22 protein-coding genes are annotated in these 23029 nt (G+C 64.2%); 7 read left to right on the forward strand and 15 right to left on the reverse strand.

Annotated features, from left to right (window positions below; genetic code table 11):
• Positions 1-29: 29 nt before the first annotated feature.
• A complete protein-coding gene (locus FJ970_RS23000; RefSeq protein ID WP_140755618.1) occupies positions 30-1679 on the reverse strand; it encodes an ABC transporter substrate-binding protein in 1650 nt (549 codons plus the stop codon).
• Positions 1680-1724: 45 nt separating this feature from the next.
• On the reverse strand, positions 1725-3275 hold the full coding sequence (locus FJ970_RS23005; RefSeq protein WP_140755619.1) for a trimethylamine methyltransferase family protein: 1551 nt from the start codon (positions 3273-3275) through the stop codon (positions 1725-1727).
• Between the two features lie 92 nt (positions 3276-3367).
• On the opposite strand from FJ970_RS23005, the gene FJ970_RS23010 reads away from it, so the two are divergent.
• Entirely contained in the window at positions 3368-4270 is a 903-nt protein-coding gene (locus tag FJ970_RS23010; protein WP_140755620.1) for a LysR substrate-binding domain-containing protein, read from the forward strand.
• Positions 4271-4313: 43 nt separating this feature from the next.
• The gene (gene mutL / locus FJ970_RS23015) at positions 4314-6203 is read left to right on the forward strand and encodes a DNA mismatch repair endonuclease MutL (protein WP_140755621.1); all 1890 of its coding nucleotides are present in this window, start codon (positions 4314-4316) and stop codon (positions 6201-6203) included.
• 37 nt (positions 6204-6240) lie between these two features.
• Here the strand turns inward: mutL and FJ970_RS23020 are convergent, their stop codons facing one another.
• Positions 6241-7134 (reverse strand): DMT family transporter, encoded by an 894-nt coding sequence (locus FJ970_RS23020; RefSeq protein ID WP_140755622.1) that lies wholly within the window; start codon positions 7132-7134, stop codon positions 6241-6243.
• A 91-nt stretch (positions 7135-7225) separates the two neighbouring features.
• Between FJ970_RS23020 and FJ970_RS23025 the strand changes: the two genes are divergently transcribed.
• Complete coding sequence (locus FJ970_RS23025; RefSeq protein WP_140755623.1) at positions 7226-8152, forward strand: LysR substrate-binding domain-containing protein; 927 nt, start codon at positions 7226-7228, stop codon at positions 8150-8152.
• Positions 8153-8197: 45 nt separating this feature from the next.
• On the opposite strand, the gene FJ970_RS23030 is transcribed toward FJ970_RS23025, so the two are convergent.
• The gene (locus tag FJ970_RS23030) at positions 8198-8800 is read right to left on the reverse strand and encodes a hypothetical protein (RefSeq protein WP_140755624.1); all 603 of its coding nucleotides are present in this window, start codon (positions 8798-8800) and stop codon (positions 8198-8200) included.
• Positions 8801-8914: 114 nt separating this feature from the next.
• On the opposite strand from FJ970_RS23030, the gene FJ970_RS23035 reads away from it, so the two are divergent.
• Positions 8915-9148 (forward strand): DUF2093 domain-containing protein, encoded by a 234-nt coding sequence (locus FJ970_RS23035; RefSeq protein WP_140755625.1) that lies wholly within the window; start codon positions 8915-8917, stop codon positions 9146-9148.
• On the opposite strand, the gene lpxK is transcribed toward FJ970_RS23035, so the two are convergent.
• The 6 genes from lpxK to FJ970_RS23065 form a co-directional block, all read right to left on the reverse strand.
• Positions 9145-10170 carry a tetraacyldisaccharide 4'-kinase gene (gene lpxK, locus FJ970_RS23040; RefSeq protein WP_140755626.1) on the reverse strand — a complete coding sequence of 342 codons (1026 nt, stop codon included), beginning with the start codon at positions 10168-10170 and terminating at the stop codon, positions 9145-9147. The two genes, FJ970_RS23035 and lpxK, sit on opposite strands and share 4 nt — an antisense overlap.
• Before the next feature lies 1 nt (position 10171).
• Positions 10172-11488 carry a lipid IV(A) 3-deoxy-D-manno-octulosonic acid transferase gene (waaA, locus tag FJ970_RS23045; RefSeq protein WP_140755627.1) on the reverse strand — a complete coding sequence of 439 codons (1317 nt, stop codon included), beginning with the start codon at positions 11486-11488 and terminating at the stop codon, positions 10172-10174.
• On the reverse strand, positions 11485-12276 hold the full coding sequence (locus tag FJ970_RS23050; RefSeq protein WP_140755628.1) for a lysophospholipid acyltransferase family protein: 792 nt from the start codon (positions 12274-12276) through the stop codon (positions 11485-11487). The genes waaA and FJ970_RS23050 overlap by 4 nt, the downstream gene beginning before the upstream one ends.
• 5 nt (positions 12277-12281) lie before the next feature.
• Positions 12282-12527, reverse strand: a complete 246-nt coding sequence (locus FJ970_RS23055) for a DUF4170 domain-containing protein (RefSeq protein ID WP_140755629.1) — start codon at positions 12525-12527, stop codon at positions 12282-12284.
• A 76-nt stretch (positions 12528-12603) separates the two neighbouring features.
• A complete protein-coding gene (locus FJ970_RS23060) occupies positions 12604-13407 on the reverse strand; it encodes a 3'(2'),5'-bisphosphate nucleotidase CysQ (RefSeq protein WP_140755630.1) in 804 nt (267 codons plus the stop codon).
• The gene (locus FJ970_RS23065) at positions 13394-14737 is read right to left on the reverse strand and encodes a TldD/PmbA family protein (protein WP_140755631.1); all 1344 of its coding nucleotides are present in this window, start codon (positions 14735-14737) and stop codon (positions 13394-13396) included. The genes FJ970_RS23060 and FJ970_RS23065 overlap by 14 nt, the downstream gene beginning before the upstream one ends.
• A 163-nt stretch (positions 14738-14900) precedes the next feature.
• Between FJ970_RS23065 and FJ970_RS23070 the strand changes: the two genes are divergently transcribed.
• The gene (locus FJ970_RS23070) at positions 14901-15317 is read left to right on the forward strand and encodes a VOC family protein (RefSeq protein WP_140755632.1); all 417 of its coding nucleotides are present in this window, start codon (positions 14901-14903) and stop codon (positions 15315-15317) included.
• A 26-nt stretch (positions 15318-15343) separates the two neighbouring features.
• Here the strand turns inward: FJ970_RS23070 and epmA are convergent, their stop codons facing one another.
• Entirely contained in the window at positions 15344-16390 is a 1047-nt protein-coding gene (gene epmA / locus FJ970_RS23075; RefSeq protein WP_140755633.1) for an EF-P lysine aminoacylase EpmA, read from the reverse strand.
• Positions 16391-16561: 171 nt separating this feature from the next.
• Between epmA and efp the strand changes: the two genes are divergently transcribed.
• Positions 16562-17131 carry an elongation factor P gene (gene efp, locus FJ970_RS23080; RefSeq protein WP_140755634.1) on the forward strand — a complete coding sequence of 190 codons (570 nt, stop codon included), beginning with the start codon at positions 16562-16564 and terminating at the stop codon, positions 17129-17131.
• 104 nt (positions 17132-17235) lie between these two features.
• Here the strand turns inward: efp and FJ970_RS23085 are convergent, their stop codons facing one another.
• On the reverse strand, positions 17236-17994 hold the full coding sequence (locus FJ970_RS23085) for a TylF/MycF/NovP-related O-methyltransferase (RefSeq protein ID WP_227791874.1): 759 nt from the start codon (positions 17992-17994) through the stop codon (positions 17236-17238).
• 145 nt (positions 17995-18139) lie between these two features.
• Here FJ970_RS23085 and FJ970_RS23090 point away from each other — a divergent pair, with 145 nt between their 5' ends.
• A complete protein-coding gene (locus FJ970_RS23090; RefSeq protein ID WP_140755636.1) occupies positions 18140-19063 on the forward strand; it encodes a class I SAM-dependent methyltransferase in 924 nt (307 codons plus the stop codon).
• A gap of 160 nt (positions 19064-19223) precedes the next feature.
• Here the strand turns inward: FJ970_RS23090 and FJ970_RS23095 are convergent, their stop codons facing one another.
• From FJ970_RS23095 to FJ970_RS23105, 3 genes are read right to left on the reverse strand one after another with little or no spacing between them, the layout of a single operon-like run.
• Entirely contained in the window at positions 19224-20084 is an 861-nt protein-coding gene (locus tag FJ970_RS23095; RefSeq protein ID WP_140755637.1) for a patatin-like phospholipase family protein, read from the reverse strand.
• Positions 20081-21577: a M16 family metallopeptidase gene (locus FJ970_RS23100; RefSeq protein ID WP_227791875.1), complete on the reverse strand. Its 1497-nt coding sequence runs from the start codon at positions 21575-21577 to the stop codon at positions 20081-20083. Before FJ970_RS23100 ends, FJ970_RS23095 begins: the two co-directional genes overlap by 4 nt.
• A 2-nt stretch (positions 21578-21579) precedes the next feature.
• Positions 21580-22968 (reverse strand): M16 family metallopeptidase, encoded by a 1389-nt coding sequence (locus tag FJ970_RS23105; RefSeq protein ID WP_140755639.1) that lies wholly within the window; start codon positions 22966-22968, stop codon positions 21580-21582.
• Positions 22969-23029 lie beyond the last annotated feature (61 nt).

A 23029-nucleotide genomic window follows, 5' to 3' on the forward strand; every position in this document is an offset into this window, starting at 1 on the left:
GGTCGCAGCTTTTTGGCGGTCTTGGGGAGTTAGGCATCCAGCCAGACGTTCTGGAGATCTATTTCATAGGTCTGGTGCATGCCGTAGTTCTTCACCTTCTTGTTCATGTGGCAGTAGAGCTTCTGCCAGAACGGCTGGATGATGACGCCGGAGTCCTGCAGGATCTGCTCGACATCCTTCATGACCTCCTTGCGCTTGGCGACATCACTCAGGGCCAGCGCCTGCTTGAGCTTGGCATCGAATTCCGGATTGGAATAGGCCGTCTCATTCCAGGCCTCGCCCGTACGATAGCCGAGCGCCAGCACCTGCACGCCGAGCGGGCGCATGTACCAGATCGTCATGGAATAGGGATATTTCGTCCAGTCGTTCCAGAAGGTCGAGCCAGGCAGAACGGTACGCTTCACCTTTATACCGGCTTCACGCAACTGGCCGGCGATCGCGTCGCCGGTGTTCTTCTGCCATTCGTCCTCGACGGTGATCAGTTCATGCTCGAAGTTGGCCTGTCCAGCGTCGGCCATCAGCTTCTTGGCGCCCGCCACGTCCCGCGTCTTCTTGGGCAACGGATAGTATTCCGGATGGATCGGGCTGACATGGTGGTTTTCGCCCACCGTACCGCGGCCATTATAGCCGAGTTGCAGGACGGCGTTGTTGTCGACAGCCATCTGCAGGGCGTTACGGACCCGCTGATCGTCGTAGGGCTTGTGCGTGATGTTGGTGCGGGCAACCAGCGTGGTCGCCGTCGCGACTTCCGATTTCACGAGGTTCATCTTGTCGAGGATGTCGATGAAATCGGCCGGCGTTTCGAAATCGACGTCGATCTCGCCTGAGTCGAAAGCGCTCACCGTGGCGTTGAAATCGGTGCCGTAGTCGATGAATTCGGCACCGTCGAGCGGCGCCTCGCCACCCCACCACTTGCCGTTCTCGCGGCGCTTGACGACCGCCTTTGTCCCGACAGCGTAGGACACCAGTTCGAAAGCTCCGGTACCGACCGGCTTCTTGATCGGGTCGGCGCCGTCCTTGTCGAAGTCGCGATGCACGACGAGCGCCGGATAGTCGGTGAAATTCGGGATGATCGAGATGTCGGGTTCGGAAAGCTTCAGCTTCACTGTGTGGTCGTCGACCTTGGTGATGGCGCCGTCCTTCGCCTTGCCGGTCTTGGCGTCGATCAGCGCGCCGACACGCGCGGCCATGGAATTACCGGAGGCACCCTTCTCGCACCAGCGGTTCAGATTGACGATCACGTCGTCGGCGTTGAAAGCATCGCCATTGTTCCAGGTGACGCCCTTGCGCAGGTGCAGTGTATATTCGGTGGCGTCGTCGTTGATGTCCCAGCTTTCCAGCAGCACCGGCTCGAAAGTGAACTGGCGGGTATAGCGAACGAGCGGCTCCAGCCAAGCGCGGGTGACGTTTGCCATCTCTGTCCAGTCATAGGTGCGCGGATCCTTCTGCGCCTTGACCGACATCGCGACATGCAGCGTTCCGCCCTTCTTCGGCTCATCGGCAAGAGCCTTTGTCGGAACCGCGAGCCCGATCATGCCATAGGCAACAGCCGTTGAAGCGCCGAAGGCGCTCGCCAGCGCCAGGAACTCGCGCCGGTCCATGCGGCCAGCGCGGGCCTCTTCGGCCATCGCCTCGATGGCGGCCGGGACGCGATCGCCGTTGCTTCTAAAAATCGTCATTTTTCTTTCTCCCATTGGTTCCGTCGGGTCTTCGCCCGTTTTCTTTCAACTAACGCTGTCGGGCAATTTTTCCTCGCGCCGCGCGATCAAATCCTTGAGACCGTCGGCGATACCCTCGTCGAGTTTCGGCTCTTCATAATCGGCGAGCATGTTGCGCGCCTTCTCGCGGCCGCGCGTGTCGTGGTCCTTCGCCCCCTCCGCCTTCCATTGTTCGTAGGAGTTGAAGTCCATGATGCTCGGCATGAAGAAAGCCTTCTCGAAATGCTCGAGCGTGTGCTGGGTGCCGAGGAAATGGCCCTGCGGCCCGACTTCGCGGATCGCCGCCATCGCGTCCTTGAAATCGTCGAAAGGCAGGCCGCCCGCGTATTTGTACCAGCCGACGAGCTGTTCGCAGTCGGTGGCGAATTTCGAGTAACCGCAAGTGAGACCCGCTTCCAGCCAGCCGGCCGAATGCCAGATGTAGTTGGCGCCGGCAAGAATGGCTGCATGCATCAGCATGTTCGCCTCATAGCCGGCCTGGGCATCGTTGAGTTTCGAGCCGACATGGAAGCCCGAGGTGCGCCACGGCAGTTTGTATTTCCGCGCCAATGCGCCCATCAGATACATCATCTGCGCGGCCTCCGGCGTGCCGCCCATCGGCGCGCCGGTCTTCATGTCGACCGTCACCATGAACTGACCGTAGATTTGCGGCGAGCCGGGGCGAATGAGCTGGGTCAGCGCCACGCCCGCAAGCGCCTCGGCGTTGACCTGCGCCACCGCGCCGACGGCGGAAGCCGAGGTGGAGGCGCCGCACAGCGCGAAAGGCGCCAGGATCAGTGGCTGATTGTGGCTCGCATAGACCCGCATGGCGTCGATCATGGTGGCGTCCCACACCAGCGGCGAATTGCAGTTGGTGATCGCCACCAGCACAGGGTTGTCGCGCACGAATTCCTCGCCGAAGACGATGCCAGCCATCGCCATCGTGTCCTCGGCGCGCTCCTTCGACGTCACGATGCCCATGAACGGCTTGTCGGAATGTTTCAGCGCCGAGTGGATGATGTGCAGATGCCGCTTCGGCACCGGTATCTCCATCGGCTCGCAGATGATCGAGCTCGACGAGTGCAGCGCGGGCGCCATATAGGCGAGCTTGTGGAAATTGTTGAGGTCGGCGAGCGTGCCGTAGCGCCTGTTGTTGTCGAGGTCGCGGACATAGGGCGCGCCATACATCGGCACGAAGATCGAGTTCTTGCCGCCGACGCGAACCGTGCGCTCGGGATTGCGCGCATTGAGCGTGAATTCCGGCGGAACCTTCGAGACCAGTTCCATCAGGAGCGCGCGATCGATGCGGACCCGCGTTTCCCTGACGTCGGCACCGGCGGCCTTCCACAAGGCAATGGCCTCGTCGTCGCGGAACTCGCAGCCGACCTCTTCCAGGATCGACAGCGATTCCTCGTGGATCAGTTCCACCGCCTCGTCCGGAACCATCTGGTACACCGGAATCTGACGGACCAGGGTTGGGAACGACGCGATCGGTGCCCCACGAAGCGCCTTGCGCCCGAGACGGCCACCGCCACGGCGATGGGTTTGCTCGGTCAATTCAGCGGCCGGTGCGTTCATGGAGCCTCCATCCCTTCGATCCAGGTCAACTTAGCGAGGTGAAATACAGCTGTGACGCTGGAAAATCCTGATCTCTTGTATAAGCTGTGCTTATGCGAAACCTGCGCCATCTCCTGCCCTCCGCCGGCAGCCTGATCGTCTTCGAGGCGGCGGGCCGGCTGTCGAGCTTCACCGCCGCCGGGCGCGAGCTCGGCATGACCCAGGCTGCCGTTTCCTATGCGGTGCGCGGCCTGGAGGAGCAGCTCGGCGCCCAGCTGTTCCAGCGCCGCCATCGCCAGGTCAGCCTGACCGAGGCCGGCGAGCGCTTCCATGCCGACGTCTCGCTCGGCCTTTCCCACATCCGCAAGTCGGCGGAGGATCTGCGCCTGCAGGCGACCGGCGGCCATGTGACGCTCGCCGCCTCGACGGCCTTCGGTTCGTTCTGGATGATGCCGCGCCTGCAGCGGTTCCGCGACGAGCTGCCGGGCATTGACCTGCGCATCCAGACCGGCGACCGCGATCTCGACATTATCGCCGAAGGCATTCCGCTCGCCGTGCGCGGAGGCGTGCCACGCGACTGGCCGGACTACCATTCGTTATCACTCTCCGACGAAGAGATTTTTCCGGTCGCGGGTCCCAGCTATCTGACGAAATTCGGCCGGCCTGAGACCGTGGAGCAACTGGCGACACACCGCCTCATTCATCTGGAGGAGCCCTATCGCGAGGCCCCGAACTGGGACGAATGGTTCCAGTCGGCCGGCGCCAGCCTCCGCAATGCGGAGCGTGGCTTGCGCATCAATGACTATGCGATCGTGATCCAGGCGGTCATGGAAGGGCAAGGAATCGCGCTCGGCTGGCGCCACCTTGTCGAGCGGCTGCTGTCGACCGGGCTGCTGGTACCGGTAACGGACCACGTCATGAAGACGGGCACCGCGTTCTACGTCATCTGGCCGAAGAACCGTGAGCTCTCGGACAATGCCCGCAAGGTAAGAGACTGGCTGGTCGCGCAGGCGTAAAGTGGCCTCGAACGCACCGACCGAATCCGTGTAAGATCAGATCATGCCCATTCGACAGCTTTCCGAAACGATGATCAACCAGATCGCCGCCGGCGAAGTCATCGAACGTCCGGCGAGCGTGGTCAAGGAACTGGTCGAGAACGCGCTCGATGCCGGTGCGAGCAAGGTAGAGGTAGTCACGTCGGGCGGCGGGCTGAGCCTGATCCGCGTCACCGATGACGGCTCCGGCATCCCGGAGCAGGAGCTGGCGCTGGCGATCGCGCGTCACTGCACGTCCAAGCTCGCCGAGGACATCCACGACATCCGCTCGCTTGGCTTTCGCGGCGAGGCGTTGCCGTCGATCGGCTCGGTGTCGCGGCTGTCGATCCGCTCGCGCACGGCTTCGGGCGACAGCGCCGCGGAGATCGGCATCGAGGGCGGCCGCGTCCAGCCCGTCAAGCCGGCAGCCGCCAATCGCGGCACCACGGTCGAGGTGCGCGACCTGTTCTTCGCCACGCCGGCACGGTTGAAGTTCATGAAAGGCGAACGCGCCGAAAGCTCGGCCATCAGCGACATCGTCAAGCGCATCGCCATCGCCTTCCCCACGGTGCGTTTCACGCTGGCCGGTTCCGACCGCACGACGCTGGAACTGCCGGCGACCGAGGACAGCGCGAACGGCAGCCTGCGCCGCGTCGCGCAGGTAATGGGCGCCGACTTTCCCGACAATTCCATTGCCATCGACGCGATGCGCGAAGGCGTGCATCTGACCGGCCATGTGTCGATCCCGTCCTTCACCCGCGCCAACGCGCTGCAGCAATACGCCTATGTCAATGGCAGGCCGGTGCGCGACAAGCTGATCGCCGGCGCCATCCGCGGCGCCTTCGCCGATGTCCTGCCGCGCGACCGCCACGCCGTGACGGTGCTGTTCCTGACGCTCGATCCAGCGATCGTCGACGTCAACGTCCATCCGGCCAAGGCAGATGTCCGCTTCCGCGATCCGGGCCTCGTGCGCGGTCTGATCGTCGGCGCCATCCGGCAAGCGCTGGCCGATGCCGGCATCCGCTCCGCCACCACGGGTGCCGCAGGCATGATGGCTGCGTTCCGGCCGGGCGCCACACCCTATGATCACGGCGGTCCGACAAACGGCCATCGCAGCTACGAAGCAGCTTTCCGTGCCTCCGGCCCCACGGGTTTCGACCCTTCGCGCTCGCCGCAGCGGCCGCTCGACATGCAATTCGCAGGTGCCGGCTTTGAACGCGGCAATGCAAGAACCGCCGGCTTCGGCGAGGGCGACCAGGCGGCGTTCGATGCCGGCCCGCTCGCCAGCGCCGATGCGCGCGCCGGGCAGAATGAGGCAACCGAGACGCTGCTTGGCGCGGTGCTGGGGGCTGCGCGCGCCCAGGTGCACGAGAACTACATCGTCGCCCAGACCAGGGATTCGCTCGTCATCGTCGACCAGCACGCGGCGCATGAGCGGCTTGTCTACGAGGCGCTGAAGAACGCCCTGCACTCGCAGCCGGTGCCCTCGCAGATGCTGCTCCTGCCAGAGATCATCGACCTGCCGGAAGAGGACGCCGAGCGGCTCGCCATGCATTCCGAAACGCTCGCCCGCTTCGGCCTCGGCATCGAGCGTTTCGGCCCGGGCGCGGTCGCCGTGCGCGAGACACCGTCGATGCTGGGCGAGACCAATGTCGGGCAATTGGTGCGCGACCTCGCCGACGAGATCGCCGACAACGACACGGTCGAAACGCTGAAAGAACGGTTGGACAAGATCGCGGCGACCATGGCCTGCCACGGCTCGGTGCGCTCCGGCCGGCTGCTCAAGGCCGAGGAGATGAACGCGCTGCTGCGCCAGATGGAGGCGACGCCGGGCTCGGGCACCTGCAACCACGGACGCCCGACCTATATCGAACTCAAGTTGGCCGACATCGAGCGGTTGTTCGGGCGGCGGTGAACCGACTGCTAAACAGGCCGGCACAAGGCGCTTTGATTTACCTCTTCAAATTCACCACGATGACGCCACCCATCGCCAATGCACCGCCGAGAATGCCGAGCAGCGTCGGCATCTCGCCCAGCCAGAAGAAGCCGATAAGGGCCGACATAGGCGAGACCAGGTACAAGAAGTTCGAGGCACGCGCCGCCGGCAGACGCGACAGCGCGGTCGCCCAGGCCGCATAGGCGATCAGGCTCGGCACGATGCCGAGATAGATCACGGCGCCAAGGCCGGCGGTGTTGGCGACGGCGGCCTGCTGCAGAGCGGCGGGCAGGAAGGGCGCAAGGCAGAGCGCGCCGAGCACCATGTTGGACGCCGCGATGGTCAGCGGATGGTGGCGGGCAAACAGCGGCTTCTGGACGATGGTGTTGACGGCCGAGCAGAGTGCCGAGCCAAGCACCAGCAGCGCGCCGGCATTGAAATGCAGGCCATGCCCGTCGGCGACGGCTATGATGCCGATGCCGGCGAAGGAAATGACGGTGCCGATCCAGGCCAGGCCTGAGAAGCGCTCGCCAAGCAGCGCCATCGCCATGATGGCGGTGAAGATGGGACTGACATTGATGATGAAGCCGGCTGCTCCGGCCGAGACGGTCTGCTCGCCGAAATTGAGCATCGCCGTGTAGAGCGCGACGAAGATGGCGCCGCCGAAGGCGAGGCGCCACAAGTCGCCGATCCTGGGCAGCGCCGGGCGCTTGACGGCAAGGTAGATGGCAGCCGGCACGGCGGCGATGGCAAAGCGCAGGGCGCCAAGCTCCAGCGGCTGGAAGGCGGCGAGCCCGGCCCGGATCGCCGGGAAGGCGGAGGCCCAGCCGATCACCGTCAGCGCCACGGCGATGGCGGCCGTGGTGTCCATCCGCTGTGTCGAATTCAACGCGCCTGTCGTTGCGCTCATCTCATTGCCCTCGGATTCTTCAGGTCTCGGAAGCAGAAAACGCCTTTCCAGGTCAATTGACAAACGACCAAATCGAGAGTCACCTGTGAGCATGGATCACAGCTCGAACAGTATGCTGCCGCTGGAGACATTGCGCGCCTTCGACGCGGCGGCGCGCACGGGGAGCTTTTCGGCCGCCGCTGAAAAGCTCAATCTTACCCATGGCGCGGTCAGCCGGCAGATCGCCAAGCTCGAGGACTGGCTTGGCCTGAAGGTTTTCGAACGCGGCGCGCGCGGCGTGTCGCTGACCAACGAAGGCAACCGCCTGCATCTCAGGACCACCGAAGCCTTCGCGCTGATCTCGGTCAATTCGGACCGGTGGGTGGAGCCGCGCGGCACCGCGGTGGTTCGGCTGGCCTCGATCCCCTCGGTGAGCGGCCTGTGGCTTATGCCGCGCATGGCGGCGCTGGAGAACGAGCCTACCCGCCTGCGCATCGTGCTCGACGTTGACAACCGTCAGGCCGATCTCGCCGATGAAGGCATCGATCTGTCGGTCCGCTGCGGTCGCGGCCGCATCCCGGGCCGAGTCTCGGTGCAACTGTTCGAGGAACATCTCTTCCCGATCGCCTCGCCGGGCCTCGCACGAGAGATCGGCGGTGGCGACCCGGCCCGATTGCTCAAATTCCCGCTGATCAACGATTCCGACGCTTCGGGCTGGCGCGCCTGGTTCGCCGCGCAGGACATGGACTACCGGCCGCGCCCGCAAGACCGCCGCTTCGAGGACTATAATGTGGTGCTCGATGCCGCAGCCCATGGGCTCGGCATCGCGCTGGCACGGCCGCCGCTCACCGAACACCAGATAGAATCGGGGCGCCTCGTCGCCGTCGACGATCGCACCGCGCTCAATCCGGTTTCCTACTGGCTGGATCGTCCGGTCGGGCGGCCGCGCGCGGCCGCAGCCGATCTCGCCAGGCGCATCGCCGAACAGGCCGGGCTTGCTTCGGCAAGGCTGGAAGCTTTCCTGCAGGATGGCGATTAGGCTCGAAGGCGTGACGGTCGCGGTCGGAAATCGCGTGATACCTGCTCAACGAAACAGAAAAAGCACGATCATGGTGGTCGCTGCCGAGACGATGGCCGTCACGATCGATATCGTCGACAGCGACGGCGGAACTGGCTCGGATCGTGGAGCATGGCCCGCCGGACGGCGGGAGGCGCCGCGCGGTTGCGGCGCGTTGGCGTTGGCCGCGACCAGCACCACGGCGGAAGCGACGGACGGCGAGAATGTGGACTGGGCCGAGGCCGGCGCCAGTTTGGGGGTGCTGTCAGTGGCCGTCATCTGCTTCGGGGCGAAGCCGCGCGAAGCCTGATCGGTGTCCGCCCCTGCCCCGCCCGTCGAGGCTCGTGGCGGTTCATGGTGGCTGGGGGCGTCGGGCTCCATGACGGCCCGGTAGGCATCCTCGATCTCGGTGGACGACAGGCGTTGCGAGGTTTGAGCGGCCGGTCGCGGCAGCGAGCTTTGCAACGCCTGGGTGGCGAACTGCGCCGATTGCACCATCACGGGCGCCGGCGGCTGGACGAGCGCCTTGACCAGCGCCGCGGTCGCCGGGTCGGCCGTGGGCGAAGGCAGCGGCTGGGGCGTGAGTGCTTCTTTCAGCAAAGACGGCATGCTTGCATTGGCGATGTCCATGGCGCTTCCTGACAACCATTGTGCCATGGAGCAATATTAGATGAGCATTGCGCCAAGCTTGACCTTGCCCACGATTTATGGCGATTGAATCCCGATGAACTCAAGTGCCATTGCATGATGAACCGTTTCGAAGGCCCCGGCGGCAAGGAAGCCCGCATCCGCTATCTCGATGGCGATTTCCAGGTCACCAGCCCCGGCTCGTTCGTGCGCTGCGCGGTGACGGGCGAAAACATCCCGTTGGACGAGCTGAAATACTGGAGCGTCGGCAGGCAGGAGCCTTATGTGAACGCCACCGCTTCGCTGCGCCGCGAAATCGAGGTGCATCCGGAACTGCGCAAACGGGGTTAGCCTCTCAGCTTGCGCTGCCGCCAGGCATCGAGCGTCTCCTCGATGATGCGTTCGGGAACATGGTCGAGCTCGAACGCCGTATCGATTTTCAGCACGTCGAGACAATCGAGAAAATCCTGCGGGGCGCCGTGGCGCAACCGGGCGGCGTCCTTGGCGGTGGTGATCAGGCCAAGGCTTTCGGCATGCGCCGTCGCGGCCAGTTCGGCCAGCTCGTCCTCGGCGTAGAAGTGATGGTCCGGAAAGGGCCTGGACAGGACCACTTCGCCGCCGGCGTCGCGCACCGTGTCGAAGAACTTTTCGGGATGACCGATGCCGGCAAAGGCCAGAAACCGCTTTCCGGCAAGCCCTGCCTTGCTGCTCGGCTCCGTGTGCGCCTCGAAGATCGGCCGGCCGGCACGCGCCGCCAGACGGACCACGGCATCGGCAGCGTTGCCCTCGCCCATCTTCAGCAATCCGCTGGTGAAGACCAGTTGGTCGACGATTTTGGCCCTGAGCGGACCGCCCGGGATGACGCGGCCATTGCCGATCCCGTAGCGGGCGTCGACGACCACCAGCGCATAATCGATGTGGATGCGCGCGCTCTGGAAGCCGTCGTCCATGATCAGGAAATCGCAACCGTGTTTTTCCAGCAGCAGCCGGGCGCCGGCGGCACGATTGGGCGTCACCGCGACCGGAGCATGTTCGGCCAGCAGCAGCGGTTCGTCGCCGACGTGCTTGGCGCTGTCATGACTGATATCGACGACGTGCGGCTCGGCGAAGGAACCGCCATGGCCGCGCGACAGAAACCCAGGCTTCAGATGCATGCGCTTGGCCTGTAGGGCGAGCGCGATCGCCACCGGTGTCTTGCCGGTGCCGCCTACGGTGAAATTGCCGACGCACAGAACCGGCGCCTGGATCTTCTCGCGCCGGGCCCTGCGCATGCCGCGACCGGCGACCAGCGCGTAGACGGCCGACAGCGGCGACAGCGCCAGGACTTTCCAGTCCGGCTCTTCCCACCAGAATGGTGGTGCTTCGGTGGCCACGTTAACGCCCGTTCGCGCCCTTCAGGCGCGCCTTGACCACCAGCGGCTGGATATAGGGTTCGAGCGATTTGAGCGTGCGTGCCAACGCGCCGCGCATCTCATCGACAGTCGCGATCCCCGCCGCCATCATCTCGTGGCGCGCTACTTCGTTGGTCAGGAGGAAATTGACGGCGCCAGCCAGCATGTCGCGGTCGCGCACCAGCTTGGCGCCGCCGCTGTCGAGCAGGCGCTGATAGGCCTCGCGAAAATTCTGCACGTTGCGCCCGGCGAGAACGGCGGTGTCGAGCATGGCCGGCTCGAGCGGGTTCTGGCCGCCTTCGGAGGTCAGCGAGCGGCCTACGAAAGCGATTTCGGTCAAGCGGAGGTACAAGCCCATTTCGCCGATCGTATCGCCAAGCAGGACATCGGTGTCGGGCCCGATACGGTCGCCCTTGCTGCGCCGCGCAACCTTCAGGCCCATGCCGGAAATCTCCGCGGCAAGGGCTTCGGCCCGATCGGGATGGCGCGGAACGACGATGGTCAAAAGGCCGTGGTGACGCTTGTGCAACATCGCGTGGACTTCCGCCGCGACCACTTCCTCACCATCATGGGTCGAGATCGCCGCCCAGGTCGGGCGATCGCCGATCTGTCGCTGCAAAGTGCCAAGCGCACGGTCGTCGACCGGCGGCGGGTTCGTGTCGACCTTGAGATTGCCCGACACCGTGACCGGCCGGGCGCCGAGCGCGCGAAAACGCTCGCCGTCGACGTCGGACTGGGCAACGACATGGGCCAGATTCTCGAACAGCGCCTCGGCGAGGTTGGCCCGCTTCTTCCACGATGTGTAGGAGCGATCGGAGAGCCTGCCATTGACCAGCACCTGCGGCACGTGGCGGGCACCGAGTTCGAGGATGGTCATCGGCCAGATCTCGGATTCGGCGATGATCGCCAGATCGGGTTTCCAGTGATCGAGGAAGCGGCTGACCGCCGGCTTCAGATCGAGCGGCACATATTGGTGGATGATGCGGTCGCCGAGCCGCTCGCCGACGACCTGGGCGGAGGTCACCGTGCCGGTTGTCAGAACGATGTTGACGCCGTAGTCGAGGATGCTTTCGACCAACGGCACGACGGCCAAGGTCTCGCCGACGCTCGCCGCATGGATCCAGATCACCGGTCCCTCTGGGCGCGGCCGGCCGGCGACGCCATAGCGCTCGCGGCGGCGGTTGCGGTCTTCCTTGCCGCGCGAGGTGCGCCAGGCGACGTAGGGCCCGACCAGGGGATAGGCGGCGGCGCCGGCAAAACGATATGCCGACAACATGGTACGCGCCCAGCGGCCGCTCACCGCGAACCATCCACGAGACGGTAGGCCTCGGCGGTCGCGGCATTGAGAGCAACCGTCACTTCCTGGCGCTTGCGCTCCATTTCGGCATCGTCGGCATCCGCCGCCACAAAGATCGGCGTGCCGATGGTCACGGCGGAGCGGCCGAAGGGCAGGTTGATGGTGGTCTTGTCCCAGCTCTTTTCCAGCACCTTGCGGCGGCTGGTGGCGATGGCGACGGGCAGCAGAGGCCGGCCGGAGAGGCGAGCCAAAAGAACGATACCGAGCCCTGCATCGCGCGGGGTACCGTGGGGTATGTCTGCGATCATGGCGACGTTCTTGCCTGCGGTGAGCGACTTTTTGAGGGCGATGAGGGCCTTGGCCCCGCCCTTGTCGAGATGCCTGGCATTGTCGCGCCCGCCCGAACCGCGCACCGCCTCGATGCCGAACTTCTCCAGCATCAGAGCGTTGAGTTCGGCATCGGCGCTGCGCGACACCATGGCGACCAATGGCTTGCGCTTGGGGTAATAGGCCGGCGTCAAAAGATGCTGGCCATGCCACAGAGCGATGATCCCCGGCTCGAACTCGGCATAGGCGCCGCCCGAAAAACGCGCCGATCCGGCGACCAGGGGGCTGGTCAGGCGAACCAGCCGCACGAACTGCGCGAGCAGGCTGGCAATGGCGTTCTTGACGAACCGGGACTGCGCGAGCGGCTGGCGAATCCTGCGCCAGAAGGCCTTGGTCGTGCGACTGCCGCCCCTGCCCGTGGGCGCGGCCTCGCTGGCTGGCTCTTTCGCCAGATCACGCTCCATCGAAGTCAACCGACGGCCTTGCTATCGGGATCCAGCAGACGGTGCAGATGAACGACGAAATAACGCATATGGGCATTGTCCACGCTGGCTTGCGCCTTGGCCTTCCACGCGGTGTGCGCGGATTGATAATCGGGAAAGACGCCGACGATGTCGAGCGCGTCGAGATCCCGGAACTCCGTGCCGCCAAGCTTCTTGAGTTCGCCGCCGAACACCAGATGCAAAAGCTGTTTCTTTCCGTCTTCCGCGGCCATGTCGGTCCTTCACATATCGTGAGTTTGTGACAGGTCTAGACCAAAGCCGCAGACTTTGGAACCGTCGAAAACGCTTTCAGCCATCCAGCCCGGCGATGACATCGACAAGCACCGCCAACAGGTCCCCGCTGCCGGCGGCGAGCGCGCCGTGGCGGATCACCTCGCCGGCATAGAGCGGCGCGCGGCCATTCGGGTCGAGCAGATGTCCGCCCGCCTCGCGCAGGATGAGATCGGCGGCGGCGATGTCCCAGTCATGCGCGTTCGGCTTGACGAACGTTGCGTCGAGCGTCCCATTGGCGATCATCGCCAGGCGGTAGGCGAGCGAGGGGATGTAGGGTGCCCGCTGCAGCCGCTTCTGCCAGTCGGCAGGCACCATGTCGATCAACTGCTTCAATCCTGAAATTTCAGCCTTGTCCCCAGGCTTGCGCACCGCGATGCGCTTGCCGTTACGGAAGGCGCCCTGGCCGGGCAGCGCCCAGTAGGTCTCCTCCATCGCCGGGCATTCGAGTACGCCGGCGAGCGAGCGGCCACTCTCGACGACGGCAACGCTGACGCACCAGGTCCGCTGGCCTTCGAGGAAGCCGCGCGTGCCGTCGATCGGGTCGACAACGAAGGTGCGGCGCGCCGAAAGCCGCGCCGAATCGTCGGCCGTCTCTTCCGACAGCCAGCCATAGTCCGGCCGCGCCGCAAGCAGTGTCTGGCGCAGATACGCATCGGCGGCATGATCAGCTTCGCTGACCGGCGAGGTGCCGCCCTTCATCCAGACCTGCGGATTGTTGCCGAAGTAGCGCATGGCGATAAGACCGGCCTCGCGGGCAGCGTCGCGCAGTAGCGGCAGGTCCAGATCGGCGCTGGCAGTGGTCAGGTCATGCTCCGGCAAGGGTCATGCCTTCGATCAGGAGGGTCGGGGCGGCGGTGCCGAAATTACGGTCGAGGTCATTCGCCGGCACCATGTTGAGGAACATCGTCTTCAGGTTCGAGGCGATGGTGACTTCGGCTACCGGATAGGCAAGCGCGCCATTTTCGATCCAGAAGCCCGAGGCGCCGCGGCTGTATTCGCCGGTGAGCATGTCGACGCCCTGGCCAAACACTTCGGTGACGTAGAAGCCGGTCTTGAGCGAGCCGATCAAATCCTCCGGCGAGCGCTCGCCCGCCTCTATGGCGAGGTTCGTCGACGACGGCGAGACGGAGGAGCCGCCGCGCGCGCCGCGACCGTTGGTGACAAGACCGAGTTCCCGGGCCGCCGATGTCGACAGGAACCAGTGGTTGAGGACACCCTTGTCAATCATCAGGAGCTTCTCGCCCTCGACGCCTTCGCCATCGAATGGGCGCGAGGCCTGGCCACGACGCCGCAGCGGGTCGTCGGTGACGGTGATGGCGGCAGCGGCCACCTGCTTGCCCATCATGTCGCGCAGGAACGAGGTCTTGCGCGCGACGGAAGCGCCGTTGATGGCGCCGGCGATATGGCCGGCAATGCCGCGCGCGACGCGCGGGTCGAACACCACGTCGACCGGTCCGGTCGCCGCCTTGCGCGCGCCAAGGCGGCGCACCGCCCGTTCACCGGCCTTGCGGCCGATATCCTCGGGCGCGTCGAGATCGGCAAAATGCTGGCGCGAGGAGAATTCATAGTCGCGCTCCATGCCGGTGCCCTCGCCGGCGATCACGCTGGCCGAGCGCGCAAAGCGCGAGGCGACATAGTGGCCGAGAAAACCGTGCGAGGTGGCCAGAACCAACCCGCCAAGCCCGGCGCTGGCATTGCTGCCGGACGAATTGGTCACGCCCTTGACGGCGAGAGCCGCCGCCTCGGCCGCAAGGGCGGCTTCCTTCAACTGATCGGCCGACACTTCCGTCGCGTCGAACAGGTCCAGATCGCGCGTCTGCCCGGCGAGCAGCGCGGGGTCGGCAAGACCCTGGTAGGGGTCCTCGGGAGACACCTTGGCCATGGCGACGGCCCGCTCGGCAAGCGCCTTCGGATCGGAGGCGGCGGTGGCCGATACGCTGGCCACACGCTGGCCGACGAAGACCCGCAGCGAAACATCGTCGCCCTCGGACGCTTCGGTGTTTTCGACCTTGCCAAGCCGCACCGAAACGCCGGTCGAGCGGCCACGCACCGCGACGGCGTCCGCGGCATCGGCGCCGGCGCGTTTGGCGGCCTCGACCAGGGCCGCGACGCGGTCCGTCAATTTCGCGGCGTCGAGCTTGTCGGTCATGCACTTGATCCTGTTTCTTCAGCCTGTCCGGAAGGCAGGTGCTGCCGCACCATCTATTGTTCCAATGCCGCTTGTGCAATGGCAGAAGGGCAATCAGGATGTCGCGATCAAATCGCCCGCAAAGAGCGGACATCGCGGTTTTTGCCTATCTGGAGCCCTCGCCGTGACGCCTTTCCATCTTGCCTTTCCGGTTCGTGATCTCGATGAAACCCGAACTTTCTATGGTGAGGTGCTGGGCTGCGCGATCGGCCGCTCGTCGGCGACGTGGGTCGATTTCGACCTTTACGGCCACCAGATGTCGGCGCATCTGCGACCGCAGGTCGCGCAAGCCGCCAGCGACGGCAAGGTCGACGGCATTTTGGTGCCGATCCCGCATTTCGGCGCCGTGCTCTTGATGGACGACTGGCAGCGCCTGGCGAACCGGCTGGAAGCGCGCGACGACATAGACTGGCTGGAGCGCCCAATGGTGCGTTTCAAGGGCGAGCCTGGCGAACAGGCGACGCTGTTCATCCGCGACCCCTCGGGCAACGCCTTGGAATTCAAGGGCTTTCGCTCACTGGAGCAGGTTTTCGCGCATTGAAGTGAGGGCCGGCGGCGGCCTGTCGTTCAAGATGCCGCGACCGGCGTCCAGATCACGTCCTCGATCTTCTGCGCTCCTGTCGCCAGCATGACCAGGCGGTCGAAGCCGAGCGCGATGCCGCTGGCCTGCGGCATGATGGCAAGGGCGGCGAGAAAATCCTCGTCCAGCGGGTAGCGCTCGCCATAAATACGCTCTTTCTCGTCCATCTCGATGATGAAGCGCCGGCGCTGCTCGGCCGCGTCCGTCAACTCGCCAAAGCCGTTGGCGAGCTCGACGCCGCAGCAATAGAGCTCGAAACGTTCGGCGACGCGCGGATCCCGGGGGCTCGGTCGGGCGAGTGCCGCCTCGGCGACCGGATATTCGCACAGGATGGTCGCCCGCCCCTGCCCGAGGAACGGCTCGATCTTTTCCACCATCACGCGGCTGAACAAATCCGCCCAGCTGTCATCAGGCGCGGTGCGCAGGCCGGCCTGGACCAGTGCGGCATGAAGCGCGTCCCGATCCGTGCCGCCATCGACGGTGACCGTGGCCAGCAGATCGATGCCGGCATGGCGGCTGAAGGCGTCCGCCACGGCCAACCGCTCCGGTTCGACGAACGGATCGCAGTCGCGGCCCCGGAAGGAAAAGCGCGTGGCCCCTGCCCGTGTCGCGGCCAGCGCCAGCAGATCGGCGCAGTCGCGCATCAGGCTTTCATAGGTTTCCCCTACCCGATACCATTCGAGCATGGTGAATTCGGGATGATGCAAGGGGCCGCGCTCGCGGTTGCGGTAGACGGCCCCCAGGCTGAAAATGCGCTGTTCCCCGGCGGCAAGCAGTTTCTTGCAGGCGAATTCCGGCGAGGTATGGAGATAAAGCGGCGAGCGGACGCCATCCGGCCCGACCGCTTCCGTGGCGAAAGCCGCCAGATGCGCCTCGTTGCCGGGCGAGACCTGCAGCGCGGCCGTCTCCACCTCGATGAAGTCGTTATGGGCGAACCAGTCGCGCAAGGCAGCCGTCAGCCCGTTGCGCAGCATCAGGCGGGGACGGCGGTCGGCATGGACATGCGGCGTCCACCAGGGCGACGCGGCGGTCATGAGCGGATTGAAGGCGTGCCAGAGCGCCCCATGTCAGTTCGCGCCGATGTCAGTTCGCCCCCATGCCAGTTCGCATTGGGGGGCTGGCGGTTCGCGCCAAGATGCGCTAGGCCCCCATCCAGCGCCGCGCAAGCCGGCAAACGCCAGTCAACTCTCGCAGGATTTAAAACCGTGGTGAAAGTCATCGCCAGTTCGCTCCGCAAAGGCAATGTCGTCGACAAGGACGGCAAGCTTTATGTGATCCTCTTTGCCGAAAACATCCACCCGGGCAAGGGCACGCCCGTGACGCAGCTCGACATGCGGCGCATCGGCGACGGGGTGAAGGTGTCGGAGCGCTACCGTACCACCGAACAGGTGGAGCGCGCCTATGTCGAGGAGCGCGAGCACACCTTCCTCTACGCCGACGGCGAAGGCTATCACTTCATGAATCCGGAAACCTATGACCAGGTGGCGGTGTCGGAAGCCGTGGTCGGCGACGCGGCGCCTTATCTGAAGGAAGGCATGCCGGTGCAGGTGTCACAGTTCAACGGCATCGCGATCGCCCTGGTGCTGCCGCAGCGCGCCACTTTCGAAGTGGTCGACACCGAGCCGACCACCAAGGGCCAGACGGCGTCGTCCTCCTACAAGCCCGCCGTACTTTCCAATGGCGTGCGCACCACCGTGCCGCCGCACATCGCGCCTGGCACCCGCGTGGTGGTGATGACGACGGATGGGTCCTATGTGGAGCGGGCGAAGGACTGAGGGTAAGCGGTCGGTTCAGCCGGCATCTAGACCAATGCCGGCACCCATCGGCGGCGCGACAACAACGACTGACACGTGGTTCTGCTTCATCGCGTTTCCGTGCCTCAGGTGTCGGCAATGGGCTTGCGCCACCAACCGCCGGTCCAGTCTATCTCGTGCATCTGCGCGGTGATGTGGTTGCGTGCGCGGTAATCTTCGACCGCCTGGCGGCAGGTAGGCAATGCCAGATCATCGATGATAACGAACCCGCCGGGCGACAGCCTTGGATAGAGCGCTTCCAGACTGTCCATTGTTGATTCGTACAAATCCCCGTCCAACCGGACCAAAGCGAAAGGACCTGCTTTCAGACCCGGCAGGGTGTCGCCGAACAGTCCTTTGACGAAGACGACCTGCTCATCCAACAGGTCATAGGCCGTAAAATTCGCTTCAACCTGCCCCTGGTCGATCGCCAACTGGCGGAATTCGAACAGCCTGTCGCCCCGATCGGCGGGAAAATTCTCCGGATCCGGCGGCGGCAGGCCATCGAATGAGTCGGCAACATAGACCTTTCTGTCTGTGATCGCGTTGGCGGCCAGCACGCCGCGCATGAGGATGCAACAGCCGCCTCGCCAAACACCGGCTTCGATGAAATCGCCAGGCACCCTCTCATCGAGCGCACGCTGGACGAGATCGCGCACGTTGGTTAGGCGCTTGATGCCCGCCATCGAATGGGCAACCGTGGGCCAATCACGGCCATTGAGCCGATCCTCGCGATTGAACGGCGTAGACTCGCCGACTTTCGCAGGATCCATCACTTGCGAGCCAGAGCCGTAGATAGTGTTGGCGATAACCTTGATCAGGAGATCTGTATAGAGGCGGTTCACAATCGGCCTTTCATGCATTGCATTCCACATCGGAATATTGCTGTTGCGGATATCCGGTCGAAATGCAACTGAACGATCGTCCGCTGGCGATGGCCTGTCTAAAGCGCCGTGCCAGGAGTCGTAACCAATCGCCAGGAGCCATCCAATGCTAACCCCAGATCATGCGATAGGCGTGATTGAGAAGCTCGATATCTCCATTTTCAAGGTAAAGACCGAGACCACTCTCAGTGACCGCAAGAGTTTTCTGCGTGTCCAGAATTTCGTTCGATCCGTACTCGGTCGCTATGTGTACCTGGAGGTGGGCTCACATCTGGGTGGAAGCCTTTTTCCCCATCTGATTGATCCTGCCTGCGAGGCAGTGATATCGATCGACCCACGGCCGCTGATGCAGCCCGATGAACGCGCGCAGGTCTTTCATTACCCCGAAAACTCAACCGCCCGAATGATCGCGACACTGTCGGATTGGCTTCCTCCTGAAGCAATGGCCAAACTTGCCACGCTCGATAGCGACGTTTCCAATGTGATCCCCGGCACAGTCAAGGCCAGTGCTACCCATGCGCTTATTGACGGAGAACACACGAACAAGGCTTGTTTTTCAGATTTCGTCGGCACTTTGCCGCTTATGAAATCGGACTGCGTCATTGCCTTCCATGACGCCAACCTGATTGCGGACGCAATAATGAATGCGGAGCGTCTTCTCGATCATCTCGGCATCCCGCATATGACGGTATTCCTGCCTGATACGGTGGCCGTCATGGGTCTCGGCAGTCTGGCATCGGCGGTCCAGGATCAGCTTCAGCCTCACGCTTTGGACCGCCAGACTTATCTCGACCGATCGCAGCGGCAATTATGGTCTCAAATAACGAAGGTGCATTCCCCAGCGATCGAGGCCGAAATAGCACGCATGCATTCCGACAATACAAAGCTGACCGAGGAAATTAACAGCCTGCGGCAGGACAATCTGCACGCGCGGGCTCACCTGGCGGCCATGATCTCCAGTACGACTTGGCGCACCTCCGCTCCAATCAGAGCCGTTGTGGATCGGATCAAGCGTCGCTTCGCGCGATGAGTATCGAAACTACGGCGACATTACCCTGGTGATGCAACGGCCTGGGCTGGCCGCGGCCCTCGACCTCAACAGCACCTACCTCGGTTTGCACCCGTGACAAGCACCGTGCGAACGCGCATCAGATCAGGATCAAGGTGACAGGCATTGTCCGCCCCAAGGTTCAGTTCAAACCGCGCTTACGCCTATTGGCGTCGGAGCGCATCTCTAGGACCTTCTCCAACTGCCGCTTTAGCTCATCCTTGATTTCAACGGTCTCGTTCATCAAGGCGTCGATCCTCAGGAAATCGAGCACCCGGTATTTCGACACCGCCGGACGGACCAATATGTCGGGCTGGCATTGTTTCAGCTTGCTGGCGATGATCGACTGCATCATCAGCTGCGTGGCGCCGAACATCAGGTCGACGGAGGTCGGCTGTTTGCGGTCGGCCTCTTCCGGGGCGCCGACCACGTCGACGCCGATGATGATGTCGGCATCCTTCTCGATCAGGTCGAACGGCACGGGATTGTAAATGCCGCCGTCGATCAGCAGCCTGCCGTCGCGCATCACCGGGCGGAACACGGCGGGAATGGCGGCCGAGGCGGCAAGGGCGGAGTGCAGGTCGCCGTCGTCGAACACGGCGAGCTTGTGGCCGAAATAGTCCGTCGCCGTCACCTTCAGCGGGATTTTCAATTCGGCGAAGGTCTCGGGAATGGCATCGGGCAAAAACGCCTTCAGGATGCGCTCGACATTGAACTGGCTGACCCGGATGCCGCCTTGCATAGCTTCCGCGATCGTGCCTGGCCGCGCCCGCCACATGCGGCTCGCAACCTCGGCGCGCCGGCCAAGGATCGAGCGGGCATAATCGTGGATGTCCTTGCCGGTCATGCCGGAGGCCATGCCGGCGCCCATGATCGCGCCGATCGACGAGCCGGCTATCGCCACCGGCTTGATGCCGAGCTCGTCAAGCGCCTCGATGACATGGATATGCGCTAGGCCGCGCGCGCCGCCGCCGCCGAAAGCTATGCCGAAAGTCAGGCTCATCCCTTGCCGGCCCCGGCCAGCGGCGGTCCGACCACCATGATGGTCGGCTCGGCCGTCAGCAGCTTCTTCGCCACCGCCTTGACCTGATCGAGTGTCACCGCGTTGATGTAACCGGTGCGGCGCTGCATGTAGTCGATGCCGAGATCGTCGAGCTGCAGCTCGACCAGCGTCGCGGCGATGGAGCTCGACGAATTCAGATTGTTGATCGCATAGGCGCCGATCAGATATTTCTTGGTCGCCGCCAGTTCGGCCTCGGTCGGGCCATCCTGCGCCAACCGCTTGACGACGTCGCGCACGATGCCGAGCGTCTCGGCGGCGCGGTCGGAACGCGTTCCGGCGGTGACGATCAGCGCGTCGGCGTGATCCTGGTTTACCAGCGAGGAATTGACGCTGTAGGCCAGCCCGCGCTTTTCGCGCACCTCCTGGAACAAGCGCGAGGTGAAGGTGCCGCCGCCAAGGATTTCGTTCATCAACGCGGCCGGGAAGAAATCCGTCGACTTGCGCTTCACGCCCGGCCAGGCGAGCTGCAGCGAGGTCTGCGGCAGGTCGTAATTGACCTCGACATGCTGCGCCAGCCTGGGCTCGATATCGGCGACAGGGGCGAGCGCCTGGTTTGGCGGCAGGTCGCCGAACACCATGTCGAGCTTCTTCTTCAGCGTCTCGGCGTCGATGGCGCCGACCACGGCGACATGCAGGCCGCCGCGCGCGAACACCGCCTTGTGCAGTGCCTCGAGGTCGGCCTGCGTGACCGCGGCGATGCTCTGTCTGGTGCCCTGATCGGAGCGCGAATAGGGGTGATCGCCATAGACGGCGCGCGCCCATCGGTTCTGCGCCACCGTGTCCGGGTCGTTCTCGTTGGCGACGATGCCGGACAGGACCTGGGCGCGGATGCGGTCGATCGGCGCCTGGTCGAAGCGCGGCTCGTTGACCGCCAGCCGCAACAGGTCGAAGGCTTGGTCGCGCTGTTCGGCCAGCATGCGCATGGAGCCGTAGACGCCGTCGCGGGTCTCGTCGAAGCTCATTTCGGCGCCGGCGTCGTCGAGCTTGACCTGGAAGGCTTCCGAATCGAGCGGGCCAGCGCCCTCGTCGAACAGGCCGGTCATCAGATTGGCCAACCCTTCCTTGCCCGGCGGATCCTGTGTCGAACCACCACCGAAGACGAAACGGATGGCGACAACAGGCACGGAATAGTCCTCGACCAGCCAGGCCGTGACACCCTTCGGCGAGGTGACGGACTGGATCTCCATGGCGCGGGCGGCAAGCGCCGGCAGGATAAGGAAGAGGATGGAGAGGAACAGGGTTGCGATGGCGTGCAGGGCCTTCCCTTCTCCCCTTGTGGGAGAAGGTGGCCGAGCGAAGCTCGGTCGGATGAGGGGTGCTCCAGCTTGACGCTGCCCGCGCTCCGTCCAAGACCCCTCAACCGTCTCGGCGCTGCGCGCCGATCCACCTTCTCCCACAAGGGGAGAAGGGAAGACATGGTGGTGCTCGCTCATCATCAATTCCCCGCCTGTTGCTGCGGCAAGAGATAGCCGGTGGTCGAGCGGGCCAGTACCAGATAGCGCGCGGCGACGGCCTTGACCTCGTTGGTCGTGACCTTGCGGATGCGGTCCGGCCATTGCTGCACGTCCTGCACATTGCCGCCGGTGGCGAGCGTCGAGCCATAAATGTTGGCCATGGACTCCTGCTTGTCGCGGGCAAAGATCATCGACCTGACATAGCGGTCCTTGGCTTTTTCGAGCTCATCTGATGTGACGCCGTCGCTCGCGATGCGCGCCACCTCGGCGTCGACCGCGGCCTCGACGTCAGCCAGCTTGGCATCGCCGCGCGGCGCGCCGTAGACGGTGAAATTGGTGTCGTCGAGCATGGTGCCCTGGAAGTACGCGCCGGCGCTGGAAGCGATGCCCTGCTTTACGACAAGCGCCTGGTAAAGCCGGCTGCGGTTGCCGCCGCCGAGGATCTCGGCGAGCAGGTCGAGCGCTTCGGCTTCGCCGGGCTTGGCGGTGTGATAGGAGGGCACGACCCATTGCGTCGAGAAACTCGGCACGCTGACGCGGGCATCGGAGAGCGTGACGGTGCGCCTGGTGTTCTGCTCCGGTTCGACCGGGCGGACGCGCGGTGGCAGATCCAGCCCGCGGGCCACATTGCCATAAGTCTTTTCGGCCAGCGCCTTCACTGTTTCCGGTTCGACGTCGCCCGCCACGATCAGCACGACGTTGTTGGGCCGGTAGTACTTGTTGTAGAAGGCGACGGCGTCGGTGCGGTTCAGCTGCTCCATCTCCTGCATCCAGCCGATGACCGGAATGCGATAGGGCTGGTTCTGCCACAGCGTGGCATCGACCTCTTCGTCGAGCACGGCCTGCGGGTTGTTGTCGATGCGCGAGCGGCGCTCCTCCAGGATCACATCGCGCTCGGTCTTGATGACGTCGTCGGTGAGGATGAGGTTGCGCATGCGGTCAGCCTCGAAGCTCATCATAAGCTCGAGATCCGACGGCGCCACCGTCTCGTGGAAAGCGGTGTAGTCGTAGGAGGTGAAGGCGTTGTTGGAGCCGCCAATGTCGGAGACGGCGCGATCGAACTCGCCGGCTTCGTGATGGGCCGTGGCCTTGAACATAAGATGCTCGAAGAAATGGGCGATGCCGGATTTGCCCGGCGGTTCGTCGGCGCTGCCGATCTTGTACCAGACCATGTGGGTGACGATCGGCGCGCGATGGTCGGGAATGACGACCACTTCCATGCCGTTGTCGAGCAGGAAATCCGTCACCTTGAACTCGGCCGGCACCGTGTCCGGCAATACGGAGTTGTCCGCCAGGACAGGGTCGGTCATGAACAAGGCTAGCGACGTCGCCAGCAGCGTTGGCCTCAGCCACTCAGTCCTGGATGTCATCGACGGCTCCGGTTTCATGCAGCGACGATAGGCAAGGCGCTGGCGACAAGCAAAGTGAATT

It is taken from the genome of Mesorhizobium sp. B2-1-8, assembly GCF_006442545.2.
Taxonomy (GTDB): domain Bacteria; phylum Pseudomonadota; class Alphaproteobacteria; order Rhizobiales; family Rhizobiaceae; genus Mesorhizobium.